This window comes from Yoonia sp. (assembly GCF_965660735.1).
GTDB lineage: Bacteria > Pseudomonadota > Alphaproteobacteria > Rhodobacterales > Rhodobacteraceae > Yoonia.
This window is the reverse complement of the sequence record NZ_CBFIBD010000003.1, coordinates 92,777-118,824: the sequence shown is the minus strand read 5'-3', so window position 1 is coordinate 118,824 and position 26,048 is coordinate 92,777. Positions and strand designations below refer to the sequence as shown.

At 58.3% G+C, this 26,048-nt stretch carries 27 protein-coding genes and 1 pseudogene; 10 read left to right on the top strand and 18 right to left on the bottom strand.

Features of this window, described 5'->3' with window-relative positions:
* The first annotated feature begins 114 nt into the window (after positions 1–114).
* The 3 genes from ACTG4B_RS03025 to ACTG4B_RS03015 all read left to right on the top strand — a co-directional run bounded on the left by ACTG4B_RS03025 (position 115) and on the right by ACTG4B_RS03015 (position 2,503).
* Entirely contained in the window at positions 115–600 is a 486-nt protein-coding gene (locus ACTG4B_RS03025; protein WP_439154200.1) for an Hsp20/alpha crystallin family protein, read from the top strand.
* Between the two features lie 51 nt (positions 601–651).
* Positions 652–1,884: a class I SAM-dependent methyltransferase gene (locus ACTG4B_RS03020; protein ID WP_439154199.1), complete on the top strand. Its 1,233-nt coding sequence runs from the start codon at positions 652–654 to the stop codon at positions 1,882–1,884.
* A gap of 91 nt (positions 1,885–1,975) precedes the next feature.
* On the top strand, positions 1,976–2,503 hold the full coding sequence (locus ACTG4B_RS03015) for a universal stress protein (protein WP_439154198.1): 528 nt from the start codon (positions 1,976–1,978) through the stop codon (positions 2,501–2,503).
* Between the two features lie 15 nt (positions 2,504–2,518).
* Here ACTG4B_RS03015 and ACTG4B_RS03010 read toward each other — a convergent pair whose 3' ends face one another.
* Positions 2,519–2,773 carry a hypothetical protein gene (locus ACTG4B_RS03010; RefSeq protein ID WP_439154197.1) on the bottom strand — a complete coding sequence of 85 codons (255 nt, stop codon included), beginning with the start codon at positions 2,771–2,773 and terminating at the stop codon, positions 2,519–2,521.
* A gap of 206 nt (positions 2,774–2,979) precedes the next feature.
* Between ACTG4B_RS03010 and ACTG4B_RS03005 the strand changes: the two genes are divergently transcribed.
* From ACTG4B_RS03005 to ACTG4B_RS02995, 3 genes are all read left to right on the top strand, one after another.
* On the top strand, positions 2,980–5,622 hold the full coding sequence (locus ACTG4B_RS03005) for an erythromycin esterase family protein (RefSeq protein ID WP_439154196.1): 2,643 nt from the start codon (positions 2,980–2,982) through the stop codon (positions 5,620–5,622).
* Positions 5,623–5,691: 69 nt separating this feature from the next.
* Entirely contained in the window at positions 5,692–6,612 is a 921-nt protein-coding gene (locus ACTG4B_RS03000; protein WP_439154195.1) for an MBL fold metallo-hydrolase, read from the top strand.
* Positions 6,609–7,553: an MBL fold metallo-hydrolase gene (locus tag ACTG4B_RS02995; RefSeq protein ID WP_439154194.1), complete on the top strand. Its 945-nt coding sequence runs from the start codon at positions 6,609–6,611 to the stop codon at positions 7,551–7,553. Before ACTG4B_RS03000 ends, ACTG4B_RS02995 begins: the two co-directional genes overlap by 4 nt.
* Before the next feature lies 1 nt (position 7,554).
* Here the strand turns inward: ACTG4B_RS02995 and ACTG4B_RS02990 are convergent, their stop codons facing one another.
* From ACTG4B_RS02990 to ACTG4B_RS02920, 15 genes are all read right to left on the bottom strand, one after another.
* Positions 7,555–8,616, bottom strand: a complete 1,062-nt coding sequence (locus ACTG4B_RS02990; protein WP_439154193.1) for a YeeE/YedE family protein — start codon at positions 8,614–8,616, stop codon at positions 7,555–7,557.
* Positions 8,617–8,667: 51 nt separating this feature from the next.
* The gene (gene hemA, locus ACTG4B_RS02985) at positions 8,668–9,888 is read right to left on the bottom strand and encodes a 5-aminolevulinate synthase (RefSeq protein ID WP_439154192.1); all 1,221 of its coding nucleotides are present in this window, start codon (positions 9,886–9,888) and stop codon (positions 8,668–8,670) included.
* A gap of 7 nt (positions 9,889–9,895) precedes the next feature.
* Positions 9,896–10,327 (bottom strand): DUF302 domain-containing protein, encoded by a 432-nt coding sequence (locus tag ACTG4B_RS02980; RefSeq protein WP_439154191.1) that lies wholly within the window; start codon positions 10,325–10,327, stop codon positions 9,896–9,898.
* Positions 10,328–10,408: 81 nt separating this feature from the next.
* The gene (locus tag ACTG4B_RS02975; protein WP_439154190.1) at positions 10,409–11,671 is read right to left on the bottom strand and encodes an FCSD flavin-binding domain-containing protein; all 1,263 of its coding nucleotides are present in this window, start codon (positions 11,669–11,671) and stop codon (positions 10,409–10,411) included.
* Positions 11,672–11,700: 29 nt separating this feature from the next.
* A complete protein-coding gene (locus ACTG4B_RS02970) occupies positions 11,701–12,405 on the bottom strand; it encodes a c-type cytochrome (RefSeq protein WP_439154189.1) in 705 nt (234 codons plus the stop codon).
* On the bottom strand, positions 12,405–13,592 hold the full coding sequence (locus tag ACTG4B_RS02965) for a c-type cytochrome (RefSeq protein WP_439154188.1): 1,188 nt from the start codon (positions 13,590–13,592) through the stop codon (positions 12,405–12,407). The genes ACTG4B_RS02970 and ACTG4B_RS02965 overlap by 1 nt, the downstream gene beginning before the upstream one ends.
* Positions 13,576–14,847: a sulfite dehydrogenase gene (gene soxC / locus ACTG4B_RS02960; protein WP_439154187.1), complete on the bottom strand. Its 1,272-nt coding sequence runs from the start codon at positions 14,845–14,847 to the stop codon at positions 13,576–13,578. The genes ACTG4B_RS02965 and soxC overlap by 17 nt, the downstream gene beginning before the upstream one ends.
* Positions 14,848–14,896: 49 nt before the next feature.
* A complete protein-coding gene (locus ACTG4B_RS02955) occupies positions 14,897–15,361 on the bottom strand; it encodes a DsrE family protein (RefSeq protein ID WP_439154186.1) in 465 nt (154 codons plus the stop codon).
* The gene (soxB, locus tag ACTG4B_RS02950; RefSeq protein ID WP_439154185.1) at positions 15,354–17,057 is read right to left on the bottom strand and encodes a thiosulfohydrolase SoxB; all 1,704 of its coding nucleotides are present in this window, start codon (positions 17,055–17,057) and stop codon (positions 15,354–15,356) included. The genes ACTG4B_RS02955 and soxB overlap by 8 nt, the downstream gene beginning before the upstream one ends.
* Positions 17,058–17,157: 100 nt before the next feature.
* Entirely contained in the window at positions 17,158–18,003 is an 846-nt protein-coding gene (soxA, locus tag ACTG4B_RS02945; protein ID WP_439154223.1) for a sulfur oxidation c-type cytochrome SoxA, read from the bottom strand.
* A 33-nt stretch (positions 18,004–18,036) separates the two neighbouring features.
* Complete coding sequence (gene soxZ / locus ACTG4B_RS02940; protein WP_439154184.1) at positions 18,037–18,366, bottom strand: thiosulfate oxidation carrier complex protein SoxZ; 330 nt, start codon at positions 18,364–18,366, stop codon at positions 18,037–18,039.
* Positions 18,367–18,384: 18 nt separating this feature from the next.
* The gene (gene soxY / locus ACTG4B_RS02935) at positions 18,385–18,801 is read right to left on the bottom strand and encodes a thiosulfate oxidation carrier protein SoxY (RefSeq protein WP_439154183.1); all 417 of its coding nucleotides are present in this window, start codon (positions 18,799–18,801) and stop codon (positions 18,385–18,387) included.
* A gap of 28 nt (positions 18,802–18,829) precedes the next feature.
* Positions 18,830–19,303 carry a sulfur oxidation c-type cytochrome SoxX gene (soxX, locus tag ACTG4B_RS02930; protein WP_439154182.1) on the bottom strand — a complete coding sequence of 158 codons (474 nt, stop codon included), beginning with the start codon at positions 19,301–19,303 and terminating at the stop codon, positions 18,830–18,832.
* 107 nt (positions 19,304–19,410) lie between these two features.
* Complete coding sequence (locus ACTG4B_RS02925) at positions 19,411–19,977, bottom strand: thioredoxin family protein (protein ID WP_439154222.1); 567 nt, start codon at positions 19,975–19,977, stop codon at positions 19,411–19,413.
* A gap of 12 nt (positions 19,978–19,989) precedes the next feature.
* Positions 19,990–20,727, bottom strand: a complete 738-nt coding sequence (locus tag ACTG4B_RS02920; RefSeq protein ID WP_439154181.1) for a cytochrome c biogenesis CcdA family protein — start codon at positions 20,725–20,727, stop codon at positions 19,990–19,992.
* Positions 20,728–20,772: 45 nt separating this feature from the next.
* Between ACTG4B_RS02920 and ACTG4B_RS02915 the strand changes: the two genes are divergently transcribed.
* From ACTG4B_RS02915 to ACTG4B_RS02905, 3 genes are all read left to right on the top strand, one after another.
* Positions 20,773–21,159, top strand: a complete 387-nt coding sequence (locus tag ACTG4B_RS02915) for a hypothetical protein (protein WP_439154180.1) — start codon at positions 20,773–20,775, stop codon at positions 21,157–21,159.
* Between the two features lie 134 nt (positions 21,160–21,293).
* Complete coding sequence (locus ACTG4B_RS02910) at positions 21,294–21,629, top strand: ArsR/SmtB family transcription factor (protein ID WP_439154179.1); 336 nt, start codon at positions 21,294–21,296, stop codon at positions 21,627–21,629.
* Between the two features lie 48 nt (positions 21,630–21,677).
* Positions 21,678–22,733, top strand: coding sequence for a YeeE/YedE family protein (locus ACTG4B_RS02905; RefSeq protein WP_439154178.1), 1,056 nt, complete (start codon positions 21,678–21,680; stop codon positions 22,731–22,733).
* Between the two features lie 2 nt (positions 22,734–22,735).
* On the opposite strand, the gene ACTG4B_RS02900 is transcribed toward ACTG4B_RS02905, so the two are convergent.
* Entirely contained in the window at positions 22,736–24,937 is a 2,202-nt protein-coding gene (locus ACTG4B_RS02900) for an anthranilate synthase component I (RefSeq protein WP_439154177.1), read from the bottom strand.
* A gap of 72 nt (positions 24,938–25,009) precedes the next feature.
* Complete coding sequence (locus ACTG4B_RS02895; protein WP_439154176.1) at positions 25,010–25,483, bottom strand: Lrp/AsnC family transcriptional regulator; 474 nt, start codon at positions 25,481–25,483, stop codon at positions 25,010–25,012.
* Positions 25,484–25,587: 104 nt separating this feature from the next.
* Between ACTG4B_RS02895 and ACTG4B_RS02890 the strand changes: the two are divergent.
* A pseudogene (locus tag ACTG4B_RS02890) lies at positions 25,588–26,048 on the top strand (aminopeptidase P family N-terminal domain-containing protein); the annotation flags it as partial.

Here is a 26,048-nt window from a genome sequence, read left to right as displayed (position 1 = left end):
GTAACCCGTCTGTCTGGCGGCAAAACCGCTGGCGGTTTTTGATTTTGCTCAATTCGGCCACCTGGCAATTTGGTAAACCCGACCGTGTTCAACTCATGCAAAGGAGCACTTTCCATGTCTTATCAAGATTTCCTGCCGGCCAGTTGGCTCAGGGGGCGCAGCCGCACGGACAACCCGCTTGTGACTTTGCGCAAGGAGGTGGACAGCCTGTTTGATAATTTTGGGAACGACATCTTTCCGGCTGCATCCGATGTGTCGATCCGTTCGAACGTCAGCGAAACCGATCAGGAATTTTGCGTCACCGCAGAATTGCCCGGCCTGACCGAAGCTGACGTGGATGTATCCGTCACCGGCGACCGGATCGTCATCAAGGGCGAAAAGAAATCCGAAAAGGAAGACCGAATGGCTGAAGAGGGGCGCCAGTTCCATCGGATCGAACGGACCTCTGGTGCGTTCGAACGGATGATGGTGCTGCCATTCAGCATCGACCCCGACACGGTCGAGGCGGTCGTCAAGGACGGCGTGTTGACAGTGACGATCCCGAAACCGCCAGAGGCCGTCGCACAGACCACAAAGATCAAAGTGTCCCACGCGACCTGATCGGCAATCGGGCCCGCGTCCCAGCGCGTGCCGAATCCAAAGGATGAACCCATGTGGCAAGAGGTGCTGGATCGCATGCTGCGCACGATGCTGACGGATGGCACCATGACGGTTGTCATGCCCAATGGCCGCCAGCACACCTATGGCCGACAGAGCCGCCCGTTAGTTACCGTGCGTCTGCATGATCTCGCAACCGTGCGGCATCTGGTCATGGACCCCGAACTGGCTTTGGGCGAATCTTACATGAACGGAACACTGACGATTGACGACGATGACCTGCAAGGGTTTCTGGCGTTGATCGTGCAAAACATCCAGCATGCGCCGCGCGTCTGGTGGCAAAAGCCGCTGGGCAAGCTGCGGACCACCCTGCGCAGACTGACACAGAACAATGTCGCGCACCGCTCCCGGCGCAACGTGGCGCATCATTATGACCTGTCGGGGCAGCTTTATGACCTCTTTCTGGATACGGACAAGCAATATTCCTGTGGCTATTTCCGCCACCCCAGCGACACGCTAGAACAGGCGCAAGTCCAGAAAAAGGATCACATTGCCCGCAAACTGCTGATTGAACCGGGGATGCGGGTGCTTGACATCGGCTGTGGCTGGGGCGGGATGGCCCTGACGCTGGCGCGCAACTATGGCGCACAGGTTGTCGGCGTCACGCTGTCAGAGGAACAATACGCCTGCGCCACACAGCGCGCCGCCCAGGAGGGGTTGTCACATCGGGTCAGTTTTCGGCTTTGCGACTATCGCGATGTGCAAGGCGCGTTTGACCGGATCGTTTCCGTCGGCATGTTCGAACACGTCGGGCTGCCGCATTACGACGCTTATTTCAACGCGGTGCGCAATCTGCTGACACCGGACGGTATCGCCCTGATCCACACGATCGGCTGGACCGCGCCACCGTCGGCCACGAACCCGTGGATCAAGAAATACATCTTTCCCGGCGGCTATGTTCCCACATTGTCCGAGACGATGGGCAGCGTCGAGCATGCACGCCTGTGGCCTGCGGATGTGGAATGCTGGCGCCTGCATTATGCCTATACACTGCGCCACTGGTTTGATCGGTTCAACGCAAACAGCGATGACGTGCGTGCGCTTTATGACGACCGGTTCGTGCGCATGTGGCGGTTCTATCTGGCTGCATCGGAACAGACTTTTCGGCATGGCCATCAGGCGGTGTTTCAATTGCAGCTGTCGCGCAAGATCGACGCCGTTCCCGTGACCCGCGACTACCTTTACACCCCCACTTTGGGTCACGCCACACAACGGGCCGCCGAGTAACACGGCGCACACCGCATTGACCCGCATCAATTATTCGCCGGTCAGACCCGCTACCATCGGATTGAACGGACAGACACGAAGGTGCAGCGCGATGATCGGCAAGATACTGATGGCATACGACGGATCCGACAATGGGCGACGCGCATTGGACGTCGCAGCAGAGTTGGCACACAAAATGGATGCGGAATTGATGATCGCCCATGTGCTCATGCACGGACGCCCTGCCAAGGAATTGGCCCGCATGGCGGAAATCGAACACATGGTCAAAGTCGCAGAGGGTGCCGGAACCACCGGTTTTGTGCCCAGTGGTGCAAGCCCCTATGAACTGCTGGCAGCTGGCGCATCAGAGGGAAACTCACTGCGCCTGACAACGGCAATCGGCGAACAGTTGACCGCATATGCCAAGGACCGCAGCAAGGAAATGGGCGCGCGCAAGGTCGAAACCATTATGCTGGATGGCGACTATGCAGATGAAATCATGGACGCCGCCGATGATTACAGTGCCGATATGATCGTGATCGGATCGCGCGGCCTTGGCACTGTCAGGGGCACCATTCTGGGCAGCGTGTCGCAAAAGGTCGTGCACCACGCCGCGCAGATTGTCGCGACTGTCAAATAGCCACCTGCCCCAGCGTCATGCAGGAATGTTCCAAATCTCGCGCAACTGGCTGATGCAGCGGCATGGCACACGGAAATACCTAGCGATGTCATCGTCTGTCATGCTGAGATCGACAAGCGTTTCCAGCGTGTTTTTGGGTGCCGGGCCCAGTGCCGCGATATACTTGCGCAGCTCGGCCGGAATTTCCGGGCGGCAGGACAACTGCCGCTGTCGCGGGACGTCATCACCGCAGGCCAGTTTTTGCAGATGAAGGGCGTGGTCAAAAATCATGTGCGGCGTTCCTTTTCAATGGAATGTTGCGCTGTGACTTGATGGACACTGTCTGCAATCAATCCGCATTTGGATTGATCGGGATCAATCGGCACAGATTGCAGCCAGCCGTCGGCAAAACACCGCTGGGCAGTAATCTGCCTGACATCGTCGACCGACTTGAGCAAAATCAATCGCCCGCACCAGCCCGATGTCATCTTGCACGTATGGATGAACATTTTCTCAAATTTGCGGATCGCACGGATGCTGGACAGCAGCTTGCCGAAAGGCTTGCCGACATGGACTTGCGGGATCCCGTTGTCTTTGCCCTGCCACGGGGTGGTGTCCCCGTCGGCGCAGAAGTAGCGCGCAAACTTGGTGCGCCACTTGATTTGATCCTTGTGCGCAAGATCGGGGCGCCGGGCAACCCCGAGGTCGCGCTGGGTGCCATCGCCGAAGGGGCGGCCGATAATATCCTGATGAATGAAGACGTCCGGCGTCTGTCAGGCGCTAGCGACGCCTTCATTCAACGTGCGCACACCGAGCAGCGTGCCGAACTTGAACGCCGCAAGAAACGCTATCTGGGAAAGCGCGCGCGCGTTGATCCCGCCGGTTGCACTGCGATCGTGATTGACGACGGGCTGGCCACGGGCGCAACCATGAAGGCAGCTTTGCAGTCTTTGAAGGACAACGGTGCAAGCCGCATTGTCGTGGCCCTGCCTGTCGCCCCGGAAAGCGCGCTGGCGGAACTGACCGGCCTTGCCGACGATGTCGTCTGCCTGCTGCGCGCGACCACCTTTCGCGGCGTCGGGGCGTTTTACCGGGATTTCGGACAGTTGTCGGACGAAGAGGTCATACGTCAGCTTGCCCGGGTGACCCAGGTGCAGGACCGGCCCGACGACCGTATCAGTCAGCGGCAGGTATCCATCCCGCCTGTCGCACTGGCTGGCGAACTGTCCGTGCCACAGAATGCCCAAGCCATTATTGTGTTTGTGCACGGCAGTGGTTCCAGCCGGCTGAGCCCGCGCAACCAGCGTGTTGCAGACGATCTGAACGCCCGCGGCTTTGCAACGCTCTTGTTCGATCTGCTGACAGAAGAAGAGGCGCAAGACAGGCGCAATGTCTTTGACATCCCTCTTCTTGCAGAACGCGTGATCGAAGCGATGGTCTGGATCGGATCGGAACCGGATGTCGCAGACCTGCCCGTGGGGCTGTTCGGCGCCAGCACAGGGGCCGCTGCGGCGCTGGTCGCCGCTGCCGAATTGCGCGGCAGGGTTGGTGCCATCGTATCGCGCGGGGGACGGCCTGATCTGGCGCAACCCTATCTGCCACAGGTGCAATCCCCCACGCTCTTGATTGTCGGCAGTCTTGATCACGATGTGATTGCGTTGAATGAACAGGCCCTTGCCGCACTGGACTGCGACAAGAAATTGCAGATCGTTCCGGGTGCGGGGCATCTGTTCGAAGAACCCGGGACGCTGGACCTTGCGATCGGCCATGCGGGCGACTGGTTCGTGTCGCATCTGGCATCGGCCGAAGTGCGCAGTGCCGCGCCTGCGCAACCGGCGGGCACCACCGACCGGTCGATCCTGCGGAACGCCGCTGAAACGCTGCCCGACATCAATGACCCCGCCTTTGTGGCCGCATTCGACCGGTTCGGATCGCATCGGATCGTGCTTTTGGGTGAATCCAGCCACGGCACATCAGAATTTTATCGCGCAAGGGCCGCCATCACACGAAGGTTGGTTGAAAAACACGGGTTCTCCATCGTGGCGCTAGAGGCCGACTGGCCCGATGCCGCAATGCTGAACCGCCAGATCCGGCAAACGGGACCACGTGGCGATCGCCCTGCCCCGTTCGCACGTTTTCCCACATGGATGTGGCGCAATCAGGAATTTGAAACGTTTATCCAGCAACTGCGCGATATCAATAGCGCAAGAGAGCCCGCCGACCGCGTCGGTCTTTACGGGCTGGACCTTTACAACATGAATGCCGCCATAGCTGAGGTCTTGCGCTATTTGGATCGCGTTGACAGTGCAGCGGCGGACATCGCGCGCAGCCGCTATGGCTGCCTGACACCCTGGTCGCGCGAACCGGCGGCCTATGGGCGCGCGGCCCTGACCAAGGGCTATGCGATGTGTGAAAAACCCGTCATCGACATGCTTGTCGATCTGCTGAAAAAAGAACTCGACTACAGCGCGAAAGATGGCGAACGGTTTTTCGATGCCAAGCAGAATGCCCGGCTGGTGGCCAATGCCGAACGATACTATCGGGCGATGTATTTCGGATCGCACCTGTCGTGGAACCTGCGCGACCGGCATATGTTTGAAACGCTACGCGAACTTCTCAACCACGGCGGACCAGATACAAAGGCAGTCGTCTGGGCACATAATTCGCACATCGGCGATGCCCGTCAGACCGATATGGGCCGGGCGCGCGGAGAATTGAACATTGGCCAGTTGTGCCGCGAAGAATACGGTGACGAAGCCGCATTGATCGGGTTCGGCACCGCATCGGGCACAGTCGCCGCCGCATCGGAATGGGATGCACCGATGGAAATCAAAACCATCCGCCCCCCCTTGCCCGGCAGTATCGAGGCCTTGTGCCACGCCGTCGACATGGAAAGGTTCCTGTTTGATTTCCGCGCGCCCGGCAACCAGGCAATGCGCCGAGTGCTGTCAGAGCCGCGGCTTGAACGCTATATCGGCGTCATTTACCGCCCCGAAACTGAAAGATGGAGCCATTACAGCCCGGCCAGCCTATCAGAACAATACGATGCCTTTGTCTGGTGTGACGACACACAGGCAGTCACGCCGTCGCAGGTGCTGGCCGGCAGGGGTGAAGACGAAACTTTTCCTTTCGGACTGTAGGCAAGGTCAAAACTGTTCCCTTTTGATTATGGCGGTGTTAGCATTCACAAAACGGAATATGAGGATGCCATGAAACTGACACGCCGCACTTTGCTGCAAGGTTCTGCCGCCACTGCACTTCCCTTTGCATTGCCGCAAATGGTCTGGAGCCAAAGCACCCTGTCTGGCGCCGGGCGCAGGCTTGACACGCTCAGCGACGGAAACCTTGTGCTGCCCAAATCCTTTGCGTTGGGTGACATGCCGCCGGACAGGGCGGATGACATTCTGGCGAAATACGGGATCACCGGCGATACGATGGAACCCGATTGCAACGTCACGCTTTTGCGCACCGATGACCGGGTTGTACTATTTGATGTGGGTGCCGGCCCCGATTTCATGCCAACGGCGGGCAAGCTGGCGGATGCGTTCGACACGCTGGAGGTGGACCCTTTCGATGTAACCGACGTGGTGTTTACCCATGCCCATCCCGATCACCTTTGGGGTTTGCTAGATGATTTCGGCGATCTGAATTTCCCCGATGCCAACTATTACATGGGGCAGGCGGAATGGGATTACTGGACCGACCCCGATACCGTGGATACCATCGACGCGGGTCGCCTGACCTTTGCCGTTGGCGCAGCCAGCCGTCTTGCCGAACTGTCGGACCGGATCAACCTGTTCACCGACGGGACCGAGGTTGTGCCGGGCGTGGGCGCACGTGCCACATTCGGGCACACGCCGGGGCATATGGCGTTCGAGGTGCGCATCGACAATGAAAGCGTGATGATCGTGGGCGACAGTATCGTAAACCACCATCTGGCGTTCGAGCGGCCCGGCTGGTTGTCGGGGTCCGACCAGGATGGTGCGATGGCGGCCCAAACCCGCCTGTCCCTGCTGGACCAGCTGGCGACCGACCAGATGCGGCTGATCGGCTATCACCTGCCGCATGGCGGGCTTGGCCGTGCCGAAAGACAGGGCGACGGATATGTCTTTGTAAGCGAGGATGCATGATGCGACTGACAGCCCTTTTCACCCTGATGGCCAGCACGGCATTCGCCAATGAAAACATCGCAGACCAATACCCTGCATCACTTCTTTACAGTGCGCCGGTTGAATTTATCCCCGGCGTATTTTCCGCCATCGGCGCGACGGCACCTGCCACCTACGAAAACGCCGGCCATAACAACAACCTGAGCTTTATCATCACCGGCGAGGGCGTCGTGGTGATGAATGCTGGCGCGTCATATGGATTGGCCGCCGCCCTGCACGAAGAGATCAAGGCGCGCACCGACGAACCGGTGGTTGCCGTGTTCAATGAAAACGGTCAGGGCCACGCGATGCTGGGCAATTCCTATTGGGCCGAACAGGGCGTTCCGATCATCGCCCATGTCGATGCCGCCGCCGCCTTTGCAGACCGTGGGTATCAAAGCCTGCAAGCGGCTGAACAAGTCGTCAAGGATCGCAACGCGGGCACGACCATTGTACCGCCGACCGAAACCTTCACCGATGAATACACGCTGGACCTGGGCGATTACCGGATCGAGGCCCGCTATCTGGGCCCGGCCCACAGCCCCGGCGATATCGTTGTCTGGCTGCCCAACCAAAGCCTCGTGATTTCCGGCGACATGGCGTTTCACGAACGGATGCTGCCAATTTTCGAAGATACCTATACCCGCGACTGGCTGGAAACATGGGACAATGAATTCGAGCCACTGAACGCGACTTATGTCATTCCCGGCCACGGGCACCCTACCAACATGGATCAGGTCCGGCTTTATACAAAAGGGTATCTGGAATACCTGCGCGCACAGATCGCGGAGCTGATCGATGAAGGCGGCGGTCTGGCTGAGGCATATTATGTGGATCAATCCGCATATACCCATCTGGACACATTCGAAGAACTGGCCACAAAGAATGCAGGACGGGTCTATGAACAGATGGAATTTGAATAGGTCAGGCTGTTTGCCTTTGGGGGGCGTGTAACAGGATCTGATGCGTCACCATCGCGCCGATCCACATCGCCCCCACCGCGACCCATGCCGTCAGCGCAAAAATCGCCCCACCCGACATGCCCGCCCCGACAGCACAGCCACCAGCCAGCATGCTGCCGAACCCCATCAGGGCCGCGCCGATCAGGTAATACTCCATCGGGCTGTCCGGGCCGAACCGCTGTATCCGTGCCTCGCCCATGATCAGGGCCATGCCACCGGCCCCAACAAAGACGCCGGGTACCAACCCGACGCCAAAGACCAGCGGCAGATCGGGACTATTGATCAGCCCCATCAGTGTATCGGTGGACGGGCCGGTGAATGTGATCGACGAAATCGCCACCACCTCGAATGAATTCATGGCCACGGCATAGGTGGCAAGCCAGCCCAACGCGACGGCCAACCCGACGCCTGCCGCTGCCGCGATATGGCTGGTCCTGATACCTTTGCTGGCGGCAAACACCAACGCCGCAACAAGGACAACCGCCCCGATCAGCGCCATCGCGCCGGATGTCAGCCCAAGTTGCGCCAACAAATCGCGCGCGACTCCACCAGGCACCGACCAAAGCCGGGCCAATGTTTCACGCGCAGGCGACAATGCCCCACGCAGGGCCGATTGCGCGACAAGCGTCAGCACCAGCCCCGTCACAATGGCCCGCAGGTTTCCGGTGGCCGATAAAACCAGTAGCCGGCTGGCGCATCCGCGCGCCAGGATCATTCCGACGCCAAACATCAACCCGCCAATAATCGCGCCTGACATGCTGCCGGTGGTGGCCAGTTGTCGGCTTTGGCTGACGTCAAGCCAGCCCGCCCAGATCGCTGATTGCACCGCCACAACCCCGGCAGAAAACGCAACCAGCCAGACCGCCAGACGCGGGCCGAAATGCCCCTCGGCCAACTCGACCGTGGCGGCACGCAGGCAGAACCGCGAATGTTGCGCCGCAGCACCGAAAAAGGCCCCGACCAGCGCGCCAAACGCAACCAGAACAGGGCCTTCGCCATAGGATTCTATCAGTTGTTCCAACATGCCTGAACGCTTACTCCCAAGGTGCCAAGCATGCCTTGACGTGGATCAAGCCTATTGCGCGGCCATCGGCATCCGCGCCAGTTGGCACTGCGCCCACAGCGTTTCCAACGCACCGATCAGATTGTCGATATCCGCCTGACTATGCACAGGCGACGGGGTGATGCGCAGCCTTTCGGTGCCTTTGGGAACAGTCGGATAGTTGATCGGCTGAATATAGATGCCGTATTCCGCCATCAGGATATCGGACAGATATTTGCACTTGACCGGATCGCCGACCATCACCGGGATGATATGGCTGGGGTTGTCGATATGGGGAATGCCGATCGCCTCGAGCCGGGCGCGAACCTCGGCGACCTTTTCCTTTTGCGCGTCACGTTCTGCACGGCTGGCTTTCAGGTGCTTGATCGATGCAGTTGCACCAGCGGCGACCGCAGGCGGCAACGCCGTGGTAAAAATGAAACCACTGGCAAAGGAGCGTACGAAATCGCACAAGCCCGCCGATGCGGCGATATAGCCGCCCATGACACCAAAAGCCTTGCCCAGCGTGCCCTCAATCACGTCGATACGGTGCATCAGGCCTTCGCGTTCTGCGATACCGCCACCGCGAGGGCCATAAAGGCCCACGGCGTGCACCTCGTCCAGATAGGTCATGGCATTGTATTTATCGGCCAGATCACAGATTTCCGCGATGGGCGAGATATCGCCATCCATCGAATAAACGCTTTCAAAGGCGATCAGCTTGGGCCGGTCCAGTGGTTGCGCGGCCAACAGCGCCTCAAGATGATCCAGATCGTTGTGCCGCCATATCTGGCGTTCAGCCTTGGAATGGCGGATGCCCTCGATCATGCTGGCATGGTTCAGCGCATCCGACAGCACCAGACAGTCCGGAATTTTCGATGCCAGCGTCCCAAGCGCCGCCCAGTTCGACACGTAGCCGGATGTGAACAGCAAAGCGGCTTCTTTGCCGTGAAGATCGGCCAGTTCGGCCTCTAGCAACACATGGTTGTGCGTGGTGCCAGAGATATTGCGCGTGCCACCGGCACCCGCACCAACCTGATCCAGCGCACCATGCATCGCAGCAATCACATCAGGATGCTGCCCCATGCCCAGGTAATCGTTCGAGCACCAGATCGTCACTTCACGGGTCTTGTCGCCGCGATTGGTGGCGCGCGGAAACGCGCCACGATGACGTTCGAGATCGGCAAAAACCCGGTAATTGCCCTCGTCATGCAGCCGGGTTAATGCGGCCTCGAAAAAATCGTTATAGTTCATATCGTTCCTATTCGCCGACGGCCTCGCGTGTGATCTCATCCAGGAGTGCCTGGACCTTTTGCATCTCGCCCTCGGGATAGTTCCGATATCCGACCATGACGTCACCGTCGCGGTCCGCGACGAAGATGCCATAAGGACAATGGGCGATGTTCATGGGGTCGGTCTCCATCACTTCACGCGATAGCTGAGCCGAGCAAAACAAAAAGATATCGGCGGCCTCGAAAATGGTGACTTCACTGCCCACATCGGCGGCGGTGCGATTCAGCATTTCACCGGTATGACTGACATAGTCAATCACCAACCCCTTGCCGATAATGGCATTCTCGACGGCAAAAGTGGCATCATCAAAGCTGCCTTCAAAGGGATAGGTGGTCGCCTCTTGCGCGGTCGCAGCACCGGCCAGCAACGCAAAAGCCGTGGGAATCAAAAACTTGGTCATCTGTAGTCCTCCTGAATTCACCGAAACATTAGCCGCGCAGACATGTCCGAGCCCTGATCTGGATCAAGGCCCGGCTTAGTTTCAGCCGAACATGTCCGACGTTATCCCGTCATACCAACCGAGGGATTCGCGGTAGGTCGCCGCGCGCACCTCGGCGCTTTCGCCGGTTGCACTGACAAAGCCATCGACGGTGGCGATCTTTTCAGGGGTCGCTTCATAAGTTGCACCAACCTTGATGCCGTTTTCCGTATCGATCAGCGACCAGCAAGTATTGGCATACCGCGCCGGGAACACGGTTGACCCGGTCAGCGCGCCGCGGACGGCATTGGCACAAACCTTGGCCTGGCTGTTCGCCGAAAACCCTGATTTGGGCATATCACCCTGTGCCGCAGAATCGCCCAGCACATAGATATTGGCATCAATTCTGGACGACATGTCAGTCGAATTCACTGGTGCCCAGTTACCATCGGTGACGCCAGCGATTTCCGCGATCCGCCCCGCTTTCATGGCCGGAATCACATTGCAAACGTCCACATTGTTCACGTCACCATCAATCGAAAGGGTCATCGCCGCAGGATCAACCGCGACATTTGCACCGCCGAAATCCGGCCCGATCCGTTCGATCATACCCGCATAGTTGTTGTTCCAGCCTTCTTCAAAAAGGCCTTGTTTGGAAAAACCGGGTTTAGGATCGGCAATCAGGATTTTCGCGGTCGGGTTCACCTCTTTCAGCAGGTGGGCGACCATCGACACACGCTCGTATGGTCCAGGCGGGCAGCGATACGGGTTTGGCGGTGCAACCATTGCAAAGGTGCCGCCTTCGGGCATCGCCAGGATCTGCGCCTTGAGCAGTTCAGTCTGCGATCCCGCCTTGTAGGCATGCGGCATCGCGTTCTGCGCCGATACATCCCAGCCGGGCACCGCACCATCGACGAAATCAATCCCGGGTGACAGGATCAGCCGGTCATAAGGCAACATGTCACCACCGGCCAACGTGACCGTCCTTGCGTCGCGGTCAACACCAACGGCCCAATCATGGACTACGTTGATCCCGTAATCGGACGCCAGTGTGCCATAGGAATGTGCCAGTGAATCGATCTCGCGGAAGCCCCCAAGATAAAGGTTGGAGAAAAAGCAGGTGTAGTAGGCGCGGGTTGGTTCCACCAAAGTGACGTCGATTGCGCCGTCGCTGTCCTTGGCGATATAACGTGCGGCGGTCGCACCACCGGCCCCCCCACCAATCACGACGACCCGTGGCCGCCCCTGCGCAGCCACCATCGGTGCTGCCAGAATGCCGGATGTTGCGGCGACCGAGCCTATGAATGTTCTTCTGTTCAAAGTCATTTTTCTACTTCCTCCCGTTTTTGAATACGTCAATTTATTGATTCAAAGTACGCGGCGAGTGCGGCGATTTCTTCGTCCGACAAACGCCCTGCCATCATCTGCATGACCGGATGTGCCCGCACGCCATCCTTGTAGGCATGCATGGCAATGACGAAATCCTCTGCCGGCCAGTTCGTGATCGACGGAATTCCCGCGCTGGCACCGCTGGCCTGATGGCAGGATGTACATTCACCTGACAGATACTCACCATAAGCCGGATCACCGACAATAGCGAGAACCTCTGGCGCGACCGAATGATCGACGGCGCGCGCCGTGGGTGCCGCCTCGGGGATGTCGCGTGGGTTGTCGGAAAAACTGCGCAGATAGGCGACCAGATCGTCGCGGTCCTGCTGATCAGGCATCCCGCGATAGCTCATCCGGGTTTTGGACACCAAAGTGCGCGGGTTTTGGATGAAGGCATCAAGCGTGTCATGATTCCAGACCAGACCACCGGCTGCCGCGCGCCGAAAACCATCGGAGTATCGAAAGCCTTCGACCGCACCTGCGGGCCGGTCGAAGATATGATTCAGTTGCGGGCCAATCGCGTTGACGGCCCCTTCACCAATCTGGTGACACCCGGAACACTGCTGAAACAATTCCCTGCCACGGGCCGGATCGCCGCCCGGCGCTGCTGCGACCTGCGTCGCAGCCCCAAGGCACAAAAGTGCAGTCGCAATGCACCGGGTCAGCGCCATCAGTCTGCGAAGCTTTCCAGATAGGCGATCAGCGCAGCGATTTCTTCATCATCGCGAACCCCGCGGAACGACATCCGCGTGCCTGACATGGCCTCTCGCGGATTGGCCAGAAATTCGGCAAGCCGTTCCTCTGTCCAGACCTCGCCGGCGTCGGCAGCATCTTCAAACACATTGGAATACCGGAAACCATCAACCGATCCGATCGTTTTACCCAGCACACCATTCAGTACTGGCCCGGTACGGTTCACGGCATCTTCGCCAACCTGGTGGCAGGCCTGGCATTGCCGGAATGCGGCCTCGCCTGCGGCGATCAGTTCGGGATCAGCTGCAACTGGCGCATCGTCCGCTTCGGTCACGGCTGTTTCAGGTTCTGCCACTGGCGCGGGTTCCGTCACCGCAGCTTCGGTGGTGTCTGCCTCGGCCTCTTCGGTTTCCGGTGTCACGTCCAGCACACTGGCGTGCATTGTGATTTCAACGCTGTCCTTGCAGTTTTCCATACAGACATCGGATGAAACGAAAAGCGGCAGCTCTGTTTCTTCCCGATCATCCATAAAGAAATTCCCGGCGTTCGGCATTTCAACTTCGCTAAAGTTTTCGTTGCTCAGTTCGAAATCATCATCGACGATATCGTTCAGATACAGAAGATAGGCGGTAATGGCATACACCTCATCCGGTTCAAGCGACTGTGCCTCGCCAAACGGCATTGCCCGATAGACATAATCATAAACCGTTGAAAGGTAGGGCCAATATGACCCGATCGTCTTGACCGGATCGTCGCGTGTCAGGGTGTTCATTCCGCCGGCAAGCTGTGGCCAACGGCCGCGTGCCTCGCCAAAGTCACCATGACAGACCGAACATTTTTCGATATATATTTCCTCGCCGGTAAACACATCACCGCTGCCGACAGGCAGGCCCTGCCCATCGGGACGCACGTCGATGTTCCAGGCTGCGACCTCTTCGGGCAGTGCTTCGCGGCCCAGTCCCAATCCGCCTTCGGGAAGGCTGGCCTGCTGCTGCTCAGCCGCCACAGGTGTTTCAGCGTCCTGCGCCTGCGCAGGCTGGACAAAGGCGCCGCGCACAGGTGCGGGCATATCCACAACAAACTGATCCGCCAGAAAATAGGCCATCGTCAGGACCGATGCGGCCCCTGCACTTGCCGGTGCGAAAATCTTAAGAAATTTCGACATTTTCAGCCACCCCTTGTTCGTCCACGGCCCAGGTCTGAATGCCGTTGTTGTGATAGATCGAGTTTTCGCCACGGATCGCGCGCAGCTGTTCCTTGGTGGGCTGCACATAGCCGGTGCTGTCATGTGCGCGGCTTTGCAGCAGCATCGGTTTGCCGTCCCACTGAATATCCAGATAGAAACGGTGCATGGATTTATCGAGCGACGGCCCGGACATGCGGGCCTGTTGCCATGTGATGCCGCCATCGGTGGTCACATCCACCCGCGGGATCGTGCCACGGCCGGACCACGCCACACCTGTGATGGTCAGCGGACCAGGGCCATGGGTGATCGGCATCTGCGGGCTGGGGCTGGTGATGACTGATTTCGCATCCATTTCCCATGTAAACCGGCGCGCCTGACCATTTGCCAAAAGGTCAGTATACTTGCTGGTTTCCTCGCGGTGGTGCCATGGTTCATCGCCAACTTCGATACGGCGCAGCCATTTCACCCACATGTTGCCTTCCCAACCGGGCACGACCAGGCGAACGGGATAGCCCTGTTCGGGGCGCAAAGCCTCTCCATTCATCTTGAACGCGACAAGGCAGTCATCCAGCGCCTTTTCCATCGGGATGGACCGGGTCATGCCGGCGGCATCGGCCCCTTCGGGCAGCAGCCATTTGCCGTTGGTTTTCACGCCGGCCTCGGCCAGTAGCAGCCGAAGCGGCACACCGGTATACATCACGTTATGGATCATGCCGTGGGTGAACTGGCAGCCGTTCAACTGCGAACCGGCCCATTCCATGCCCGTGTTGGCGGCACATTCTAGGAAATAGACGTGGTTTTCACGCGGAAAGCGCATCAGGTCCTGCATGGTAAAGACCAGCGGCCTGTCGACCAGACCGTTGATCATCAGGCGATGTTCTGCGGGGTCAACTTCTGCCACGCCCGAGTGGTGCCGTTCAAAGCACAGACCATTGGGCGTGATGATCCCGTCCAGTTCATGCAGCGGGGTAAAGTTGATCGAACTGACAGGATCAGCCGTCAGCCATGGCACGTTCTGGCGACGCACATGCGCCTCGAACTTGGATGGCATCCCGTATGGGGCTTCGTCCACGCCGGCACCCAAAAACTGGTTCCACGGCTGTTTTTCGACGATTGCCGGGTCTGGCGTATCCTGGGCCCCGGCCCGACCGGCGACGGCTGCGACAGGTGCGGCAGCAGCAGCCTTCAGGAAATTGCGGCGGCTTGGCTTCATTCCCTTTGACTTGATCAGCATTTCCATTTTCTCCTTGTTCGGTCAGACCAGACCCGCCGGATTGCAGCGGTCAGGGCCGGACGTAAGCATAACCTTGTTCTTGTAATTCAATCAGACGAATGACCCCCGAAGGGACGACTTCGGCTTCTGGCATCAACACAATGTCCTTGCCAGCCTTGGCCGTCATGGCGCGAATGGTGTTCGCGCAGGCCGCAAAGCGCAGCCCCTCGACTTCAAGTGCCATCGCCGAGATCCGTTCAGCGACTGGGCTGGTATCCGTGCGGAACATGTGAACGCCGGGACCATATGCCACCAATTCCACGATCACATCGTCGCCTATGCTTTCGTAGTAATTAGACACGTTCTGCACATTATTCAGCGCCATATTGATGGTGTGCGGATCATTTTGGTTCACGTGAACCGCAACGTAATGGGTTTCACCTTCCGCAAACGCCGGCAGCGCCAGCGCCCCCGTCAGAACTGCCATCGAAATTACTTTACGCATCCCATTTCTCTCCATTTGATATTCAGGCACCAACGACCTGAACAGACGTATTTGGGGCAACAGATACCGTGCCCTTTCCGCGAATGTGGTCTTCAACAACATCCCAGATCGGCGGACCTTCGGTGCCTTCGTTCACGCTCGCCCAGCCGGCGACAATGTATGTCCTGGCGGGGTCGATTGCCTCGCCTGTGCTGAGCAATGTCATATCGGAAATCCGTTCCCCGATGGGTTTGGTGACATCGATCCGGTAGCCCATGCCACCGACACGCACCATATCGCCGCCCTGCTGATAATAAGGGTCGGGGTTGAACAGGTTATCGGCCACGTCTTCCATGATGGTATGGATGAATTCGCCGGTCATTTCGGTGCGGTAGGCATTGGGATAGGTCATCGAGGTGACGTTCCAGATATCTTCGCGCGTGATGTCCTGACCGGGCATCATTGACGGCCCCCACCGCACGCCGGGCGACATGGAAATTTCGGCGTTACGCTGTTCAAGCAGCGCCTCGCAGATCAGATCATCCCATGATCCGTTAAAGTTGCCACGGCGATAAAGCACGGTATCGTCAGCCGTCTTGCCAATCACTTCGCTCAGGGCGTCCGCAAATGGTGCGCGCTCTGCGTCGATTGCGGCGGCCACCTCTGGATCGGGTGCGATCACGTCCGAAAAGATCGGGATCAGCTTGTGGCGGAATCCCATCATGCGGCCATCGCGCACATCCAGATCAACGCGGCTGACGAACTTGCCGTTCGACCCCGATGCGATGATGATCGTATCCCCCACCAGCACAGGTTCGGGCAGCGCATCGTGGGTGTGCCCCGCAAGGATAACGTCAATGCCGGTGACACGTTCGGCCATCTTTTTATCCACATCGAATCCGTTGTGCGACAGGCAGACAACCAGTTCGGCACCCATGCTGCGGACTTCATCCACCATTTCCTGCATGCGCTGGTCGCGAATACCGAATGAATATTCCGGGAACATCCAGCCGGGGTTGGCGATCGGCATATAGGGAAAGGCCTGCCCGATCACGGCGATATTCACGCCACCGCGTTCAAAGAACTTGTAGGGCGCGAAATCTTCGGCGGGTTCGTCCCATTCGGCGTCAAAGATATTCTGGCCGAGGGCCGCAAACGGCAGATCGTTCACGATATCACGCACCCGGTCAGACCCAAGGGTGAATTCCCAGTGAAATGTCATCGCATCGGGCTTCAGCAGGTTCATGACGTTGACCACATCCTGCCCTTCGGTCTGATAGCAGCCATACGACCCGTGCCAAGTATCGCCACCATCCAACAGCAACGCATCGGGGCGCGCGGCTCGGATGCTGTTGATCACGGTTGCAACCCGGTCCATCCCGCCCATCTTGCCATAAGCCTGCCCAAGGGCGGCAAAATCATCATAGGTCAGCGCGTAGTGCGACGGGCTGCCGTCTTCGATGCCGTAAAGCCTGCGGAAATCAGCGCCCGTAACATGGGGCACTTCGCCCTTGTTCGGGCCGACCCCGAGGTTGATTTCCGGTTCGCGGAACCAGATCGGTTTTAGCTGCGCGTGGATATCGGTGATATGGACAAGCGACACATTCCCGAAGGTATCAAAATCAAGCAGCTGGTCCTGGCTCAGGGCCTGTTGTGCGGCCAGTCGGCCCCAGTTGCCAAAGCCGGAAGCCCCGACAATGGCTGATGCAGCCATGCTGGCCTGCAGGAAATCACGACGCGAAATCATTGGTTTTGCCCCATTCTTCAGCCATCATATGCGAAAAACTGAATGTTTTCAGATAGTCAAAGCCCGCTGCCGGATACCGGCAGCGGGCTTTGCAGAGTGTTTAGTTGCGGACGGACGGCCCTTCTACTGACAGACCGTTGCCACGAGATGCCACGTATAGTTCAAGCGCGATGAATTCTTCCGAACCCACGGCATAAGTCTCCGCACGTGTATCGCGGATGCACCCGCGGAAGCGCGACTGCACACCGTTCAGCTTGGCGTTTTTCAGACGATATGTCGGAAAACCATTGATCTGGCCCTGGCTAAGGTGGTCTGCGCGAATGTTGTTGCCATAGTTGTCTTCATGGCAATTCGCGCAGGACAGGTCCAGCTGTCCGGTGCGGGTGTAATACAGCTCTTTGCCAAGCTCGTATGTCGCCGCGACCGGGCCATCAATGGCTACATTGACCGGGTTGCCCCGGGCCACGGACGCAAGCAGGGCTTCCATGTTCAACATTTCCGTCCCGTCGTATTTCCAGGCTTCGGCGCCCATCTGTTCGGTCCGGCAGCCGTTGACCTGCATCGCCAGTGTGCGAACCTCCTCGGCTTCGTCATTCCATTTGGGGAATGTGCCGCGGGCGTCAGCCAGCGAGTCCGGGTCCCCGTGGCAATCAGCACAGGATTTGCCTTCGCTGCCTTCTGCGATATTCCACGCGTCCCGTGCATCGTCGGCAAAGATCATACCGGGATTTTCGAAATCATCCATCTGCAAGGCTTGCGTTTCATCCGACCGGAAAACCCAGCCGGAATAGATGGTACGCAATCCGTCCACATGCTCGGGCGCATCCGTCCGGACTGTAATCTCGATTTCTTCGTTGATGATCAGGTTGGCATCTTCATCAGCCTGAACAGCCCCTGCGGCGAACAGCGCGATTGCGGCGGCTCCTGCCTTGATAAACGTCTTCATATACATTGACCCTCCCCGGCAATGTTGCGGCCTTTAGCTGACCGCAATCTCTTTGGTTTCGGTGTAGACGCTGCCATCGTCATCGTACCATGTGAACTCGAAGGAGCCTGATTCCGGCACAACCGCTTCGAATTCGAAATACGGGTTGGTGGAAATCGCGGGCTCCAGCTTGACGTCGATGACGGTCTCGCCATTGAACTCACAGGTAAAGCGGTTGATGATCGAACGCGGGATAACGTTGCCTTCACTATCCTTGCGCTGACCGGATTCCATCGGGTGACTGATCAGAGTCTTGATCGTGATCACCTCTCCTGCGGTCGCATCACGGGGGACGCGGACGCGGGGTTTAACATTCTCTGCCATTTCTTTCGATCCTCTAGGTTAGCCGCCGCAGCCGCCAATTGTGACTTTCACTTCCTGGCTGGCCTGCACAAAGCTGCCATCAGGCATACGGGCAATCGCGATCACATCCTGCGTCCCGGCAAGACGGACACGCGTCGCTGCGTGCTGTGCCGCAGCCAAGGGGCCAAAGTTGAAGGTTGCGACAGCCGGTGTCGGGTTGCCAGCAGCCAGCACCATGATCGCTTCGGCACCAGGTGCGTTCACTTCGATCGGTACAGTGTTGCCATTTTCAGCAATTTCAGGGGCAATCAGCGTGATGCCTTCGGTCCCGACGGATGCGCCGCCGGTAAAGGCCGCGATGGCATCTTCTGCGGCGGCGGATGCCCGCAAGGGCAGCATTGCAGCAGCAGCCGAACCCATCGCCAGCATCAGCGTGTGTCTACGCGTCAGTTTCATGGTTTCTCCTATCAATAATGGGCCTTGGTCACTCAGACAGCGTCTGAAGGTAGGCCACGACATCTTCGATTTCTTGTGCAGTCAGCAGTGGCTCAAGCGGGCCCTCTGCTGCTTTCCCGGTAAACGCATTGCCGGGGCGGGTGAATCCGCTGACCTTGTAAAAGGCTGGCATGATCGTGCCGTCATACGTCATCTTGGCATTCGCCACGATACCGCGCAGTTCAGCCTCGGACCAACGTTCGGCGACGCCGTCCAGCGTTGGGCCGACCTCACCATGGAAAGGGTATTCTTCAAGTGCGGTCACCTGATGGCAGGCAATGCAATTGCCCTTGCCACGCGCCACCATGATTTCCTTGCCGAAAACCGGATTGCCCGGCGCACCGGTCAGCGATGTCTCGATCGCGCCGTATTCGGAATATTCAACTTCGTCTGGTGAAACATCGGCCGCCACAACCATCGTGGCAAAAACCGAAACTGCTGTTGCAGTCATTATACGTTTCATGGTCCCTCCCTGGATCACAAACTCTTGGCGTATACCGTAGCGCACAGTTCCAGATTCTCGCAACAACAAAATCGCATTTTTGAATGTTTTGCCGCGAGCATTTGAATTCATTCGGTTATTTCTCTCTCTTGTAGGATGCGCGCGTGGTATTTCTGGAACGGCTCGTCACCCAGATACCCTTCTTCCTGAATCCAGCTTAGCAGATTCCGCGTCGTCCAGATACCAAAGGCACCAGGCATGACCGCGACTGCGGCCTGATTTGCGCGCGCGTCCTCGGCGACCTGCTCGGGAAAGAACATCATCGTGGGGGTGAACAGTGCGTTCCAGCGCCGGACCATGTCTTTTTCAGGCAAGGTCGTGCCGTCAAAATCAGTCACCTCTACATCGCCGAACATATTGATCTGAACGACAAAGAAGTCTTCGTTCAGCGCCGCATCGATGGCCGGATCAGGAAACACCTCTTCATGCATCTTCTTGCAATAAATGCAGCCGCGCTGCTCGATAATGATCATCAGGCGTTTGCCTTCGGCGTTCGCCTCTTCCAGATCCTCGCGCAGATCCTTGAAGGTATCGCGCATCCAGTCGGCCTTGTGCAGGCCATCATCGCCCATCGTTGCCGCAAAGACCGGCATCGCGAGAACCAGTGCAAGACCGGTCAGTAAATTCCTTAGCATCATCGTATCCTCCTATCCCAGATTGCCGAATGCCGGCATGATTTCAATCATCCATTGCGCGATGTAGTTCACCGCATTGGTCGCGATCAGCACCGCGAAAACGATCAGCATCGCGCCCATGATCTTTTCCACATGCGCCAGATACCGGCGATTGCGCTGCAACCACGCCAGAAACGGGCGCGCGAACAAGGCGGCGACCACAAAGGGTGCAGTCATGGCCGCCCCATACACGAATAACAAAAGCCCGCCCCGCCAGATATCGCCCATGCCGCTGGCCACCATCAGGATGGCGGCAAGGGCAGGACCGACGCATGGCGTCCAGCCAAACCCGAATGCCAGACCCATCACATAGGCACCGGCAATCGTTGTGGGTGCGACACTGCTTTCCACCCGCGCCTCGCGGTACAAAAGCGGAATGCGCACAACGCCAAGAAAGTGCAGGCCAAAGGCAAAAAGAACCGCAGCAGCAGCATAGCGCAAAACATCGCGCCATTCAGCAAAGACCTGCCCAACCGCCGTTGCCCCCATCCCCAACAAGACAAAGATCGTGGTAACGCCCAATGCGAAAAACACTGCCGAGACGATTAGTTGCCGCTGCACCGCCTTGGGAATTACTGTATCTTCACGTAGCGCATCCATGGACATTCCGGCCATGTAACATAGGTAGAACGGGACCATGGGCAGCACACAAGGCGTAAAAAATGACAGCAGACCTGCAACAGCAGCGCCAAGATAAGATATGTCCAGCATCGCAGATTCCTTGCCTCATCGGGATTCTCATATTATGGATATTGAATGTATAAGCTCTTGACCATCCTTATTGCACCATTCGTCGCACTGATGATCGCGGCTGCACCGACCACGGCTGTGGCCGAGGTGCGCCTGATGATGGCCGAAGAACCCGGGTGCGTCTGGTGCGCACGCTGGAATGCCCAGATCGCGCCGATCTACCCCAAAACTGCCGAAGGCGCTGCGGCCCCCTTGCTGCGGATCAACATCAAAGAACCGCTGCCAGATGACATCACGCTGCGGCGGACAATCAATTTTACACCTACTTTCGTGTTGCTTGTCGACGGGATGGAAGTCAGCCGGATCGAAGGTTATCCAGGCGAAGATTTCTTTTGGGGCCTGTTGGGCCGGATGCTCGAACAAGGGGACATCTATTTTGACAATCAATCATGATTCCACACACCGGATGGACCGGTGAACAGCGGTAACGGCACAGGACAGGCCGGCGCGCCCGTCAAATATGTTGACCCCGGACAAGTCTCGGGTCAGGAAGCCGCAGCGCCGATACATAGACAGGACCAGTGCTGATGGAATTTCCGGTGTTTGACAGCAACCTTGGTGAAGATCAGCTTGATCAGATGATGGACAACGCCACCGCGGCGACCAACTATCTCAAGGCGATCAGCCACGAAGGCCGGTTGATGATCCTGTGCCATCTGGCGACCGGCGAAAAATCCGTGACCGAACTGGAAGAGCTGCTATCGGCCCGTCAGGCTGCGGTATCCCAGCAACTCGGCCGCTTGCGGATGGAAGGGCTGGTCACGCCACGCCGTGAAGGCAAAACCATATATTACAGCTTGGCAGATGATCGTTCCCAGCGCATCATCGGGCTGGTGTACGAATTGTTCTGCAATTCGCGCTGAGCGGATCGCTGTCAACGGGTGATCGCAAATAGCCAGGGGGGGCAACTTATGCTTGAGGCATGGGGGGATGAAAATGTGGCCGCAGTCGTCGGGCTGGGCGGCGGCATTCTGTTGGGGCTGGCGGCGCGGCTGGGCCGTTTCTGCACACTTGGCGCGATCGAAGATTTTCTTTACGGCAACAACGACCTGCGTCTGCGCAGGTGGGGGCTTGCCATTGCAACGGCGATCATCGGATCATTCGGCCTGATGGCGGCGGGGGCATTCGACCCTACAGAATCCTTTTATATCAGCGGCGCATGGTCCCCTGCTGCCAGCATTATCGGCGGGCTGATCTTTGGTTACGGCATGGCGATTGCGGGCAACTGTGGTTTTGGTGCGCTGGCGCGTCTGGGTGGAGGTGACCTGCGGTCATTTGTGATCGTTCTGGTCATGGGCATGGCGGCCTATGCAACAATTTCGGGCCCGCTGGCCCCCTTGCGGCTGGCTGTTTTCGGAAACGGAGGCGTCGCAACCGAACCGACAGGCATCGCACATCTGATCGGGGGCGCCACAGGCATATCCATTCCCCTGGCCGGGCTGCTGATCGGACTGGCCATCGCGCTGGCTGTGCTGGCAAATGCCGATTTCATCAAGGACAAGCGCGCCGTGTTCTGGTCGGCAGTCGTCGGGCTGGCGGTAGTGATGGGCTGGGCTGGCATGCAGTTTATCCATGACACCGGGTTTTCTGACCTACCCATCGTCGGCCACACGTTTTCCGCCCCCTTGGGCGAGGCGATCCTTTACGGCATGACATCCAGCGCACGTACCCTGTCATTCGGCATCGGGTCGGTCGCGGGTGTCTGGATCGGCGCCTTTATCGGCAGCCTGATCAAGGGGCATTTCCGCTGGGAAGCCTGCGAAGACCCCCGCGAACTGCGCCGCCAGATCTTTGGCGCGGGCATGATGGGTGTTGGCGCCGTGATCGCGCTGGGGTGCAGCATCGGACAGGGGCTGTCGGCGTTTTCGATCCTCGCATTCAGCGCGCCTGTCACGTTTGCCGCGATCTTTGCTGGCGCAGCCGTTGGCCTGCGCCATATCATCATGGGTTTCGCCCCTGCGGAATGAACCTAGCGGGCAGGCACCTGTTCCAACATGTTGCGGATCAGGCGCATCCCCATATCGTTCTTGCTGGTGATGATGGATTCAGGGTGAAACTGCACTGTCTGGATCGGCAGATCGCGGTGCGAAATGCCCATGACCACGCCGTCAACAGACCGGGCTGTCACTGTCAGACAATCAGGGATCGCGCCGTCCAGCGCATAAAGCGAGTGATATCGCGCCACGCTGATATCCTGCGGCAGACCGGCAAAGACGCCGGTGTTTTCATGGGTCACGGTTGTCGGCACACCGTGGCGGGGTTCGTCAAGTATCCCCAACGTGCCGCCAAAATATTCGACCACAGCCTGCAACCCCAGACAAACACCAAAGACCGGAATGCCAAGGCTGACCGCCTTTTCGATCGTCGCGTTGGTGTTGAAATCCGCAGGCCGGCCTGGGCCGGGCGACAACACGACAAGATCAATGTCCTTGGTCAGTTTCGATAGCGCGGTATGCGCGCGATAGGTCTTCAGGCTAGGCTCGAACGCCTTGATATAGTTGGATAACATGTTCACGAAACTGTCTTCGTGATCGACCATCAGAATATTCAGTCCGCGTGAAACGTAACCTTCACTGGCCCGTCCGGCCTTGGGAGTGGCGGCAAAATCCTTACCGTTTCCGCTTCCGTCTTCCTCCATCAGCGCGCTTAGAAATGCCGATGCCTTCAGACGGGTTTCACGTTCCTCGGACGCCGGATCGGAATAATAGAGCGTCGTCGCCCCTGCACGCACACTGGCCATTCCGTTGCGCACCTGCACCATACGGATGCTCAGCGCAGTATTGACCGCCCCGTCGGACGTCAGCCCGCCCAGCGCACCGGCATACCAGCGGCGGGGGGATTTTTCGTTGGCTTCCAGAAACTTGATTGCCCAGGCCTTGGGCGCACCAGTAACGGTCACGGCCCACATATGCGAAATGAACGCATCCAGTCCGTCATAGCCATCGGCCAGTTCACCGACAACGTGATCGACGGTGTGGATGACGCGGGAATAAAACTCGATCTGGCGGCGACCCTTGACCTCGATGCTACCGGGCACACAGATCCGGGCCTTGTCGTTGCGGTCCACGTCGGTGCACATGGTCAGCTCTGCCTCTTCCTTGGCAGAGGACAAGAGTTTCAGCACCTGTTCGGCATCCTCCATCGGGTCAGCCCCGCGGGTGATGGTGCCTGAAATCGGGCAGGTTTCAATCTTGCGGCCCGTTGACCGAAGATACATTTCCGGCGAGGCGCCGATCAGGAATTCATCCTGATCAAGGTTCATCAAAAAGGCGAACGGCGACGGATTTGTCTGCATCAGGCGGCGAAAGACCGTGGCAGGCGTGCTGCGCAGTGCAGTGGTAAAGGATTGCCCCGGCACTGCCTCGAACAGGTTGCCCGCCAGAAACTCGCCGCGCGCGCGGTCCACGACCGCTTCGTATTCGCCGGGCGCGTGATCGCACCGGATGTCGGACCAGCCGTTGTCATTGCGCTTGAACGCCGCAGGCACGGCCACGCGCGGATGGTCGGCAGATGCGTGATCACCATAGGTAAATTCGTAATTGGTAACGAATCCCACCTCGCTGCCCACCGTGCTTTTGAATAGACGATCAGGGATGAACAGCACGACATCACGCTGGTCGTCCTCCCGGGTCATTCGTTTGGCGATATCCTCGAAATCCAGCACCAGATCATAGCCAAAGGCACCATAAAGCCCGAAATCACCAAGTGCCGGATGCTGCAACGCCTGCCACATCGCCCTCACCACGGTAAAGATCGACAGCTTGCGGGTGCGGTCCTCTTCGGCAAAATCGGCATCGGCGGGCAGCGGATCGACCACGCCGGAAAAGCCCATGCCGTCCAACGCTTCGACGCTCAGTTCCGGCAGTGCTGACAGCACGTCATGCATGAACGCCAGCACACCGCGGCCCCGCTCTGACAGCGCCTTGACTATAAAGCTGCGGTCGGTGGATTGGAACATCAGCACAGGGTTGGTGAACCCGAAATTCCAGATCGAATAGCGCGACGGATATTCGTAGTTCGACGCGAGCGCGAGCCCCAGCACATCATCCAGATCGGTCACGATCCTGTCGAACTGATCGTCGCGGGCCACGTCTGTCCAGGCGGCCACACGCAGGTTGTGGCCCGAAGGCCCGATCAGATCAATCGTGTCGTGGTGTTCGGTGCTGTCCATATGACTGCCTGCTTTCCAAATGCGCGCAGGCCTCTTTACCGTCCGGCCCCGCCGGTGTCTAGCGATGCGCCGCTACACCGGCACGTTGAAAGATGCCTTGATCCGGTCCATCACAACAGTCGTCTTGAACCCCCTTATGTCGGGATTATTATACAGGAAATCCCGCGTGAAACCTTCGTAGTCGGCCATATCCTCGGCGGTGACGATCAGCACGAAATCAGTCTCGCCTGTCACGTAATAGGCGCTCATCACTTCGGGGCGGGCGCGCACGGATCGTTTGAACCGGTCGATGATGTCGGACCGTTCGCGCGCCAGCTCCACCGCTACCAGCATCGTCAGCGGGCGGCCCACGGCGGCGGGGGACACCACGGCGATGTCCGCAGTGATCACCCTGTCAGCGCGCAACCGTTGCAGGCGGCGTTGCACAGACGTGGGCGACAGACCGACAAGATCTGACAAGGCCGCACTGGTCAGTTGGTTATTACGCTGCACATGATGCAGCAATTTGCGGTCTATGTGATCCATGAGCGATGAATAACGCATCATATTTCAAATTTCGATGAAAACCTGCATTACTGTCAAAGTATTTGCAGCAAATCCTCGGCCGAAGAATCTATCATCCTGAAAGTTTCCAGTTAAGGCCAATCCCCATGCCAGATCTTCCCTTTACCCGCGACGAATATGATGCGCGGCTGACGAAAACCCGTGCCGCGATGGCGGCACGCGGACTAGACGCAATCTTTGTGACCGACCCGTCAAACATGGCGTGGTTGACCGGCTATGACGGCTGGTCATTTTATGTCCACCAAGGTGTGCTGCTGACGCATGAGGGCGAACCTGTCTGGTGGGGCCGTGCGATGGATGCAGTGGGCGCGGAACGGACAACCTATTTGCTGCAAACCAACATCATCGGCTATGATGACACTTATGTGCAGAACCCCGCCAAGCACCCGATGGAAACGCTCGCCGCGCTGATGCGGGATCGCGGGCTGGAAAAGGCGCGGATCGGCTGTGAATTCGACAACTACTATTTTACGGCATCTGCCCTGCTGTCCTTGCAGAAAAATTTGCCCGATGCGCGGATCAGCGATGCGACCGGGCTGGTCAACTG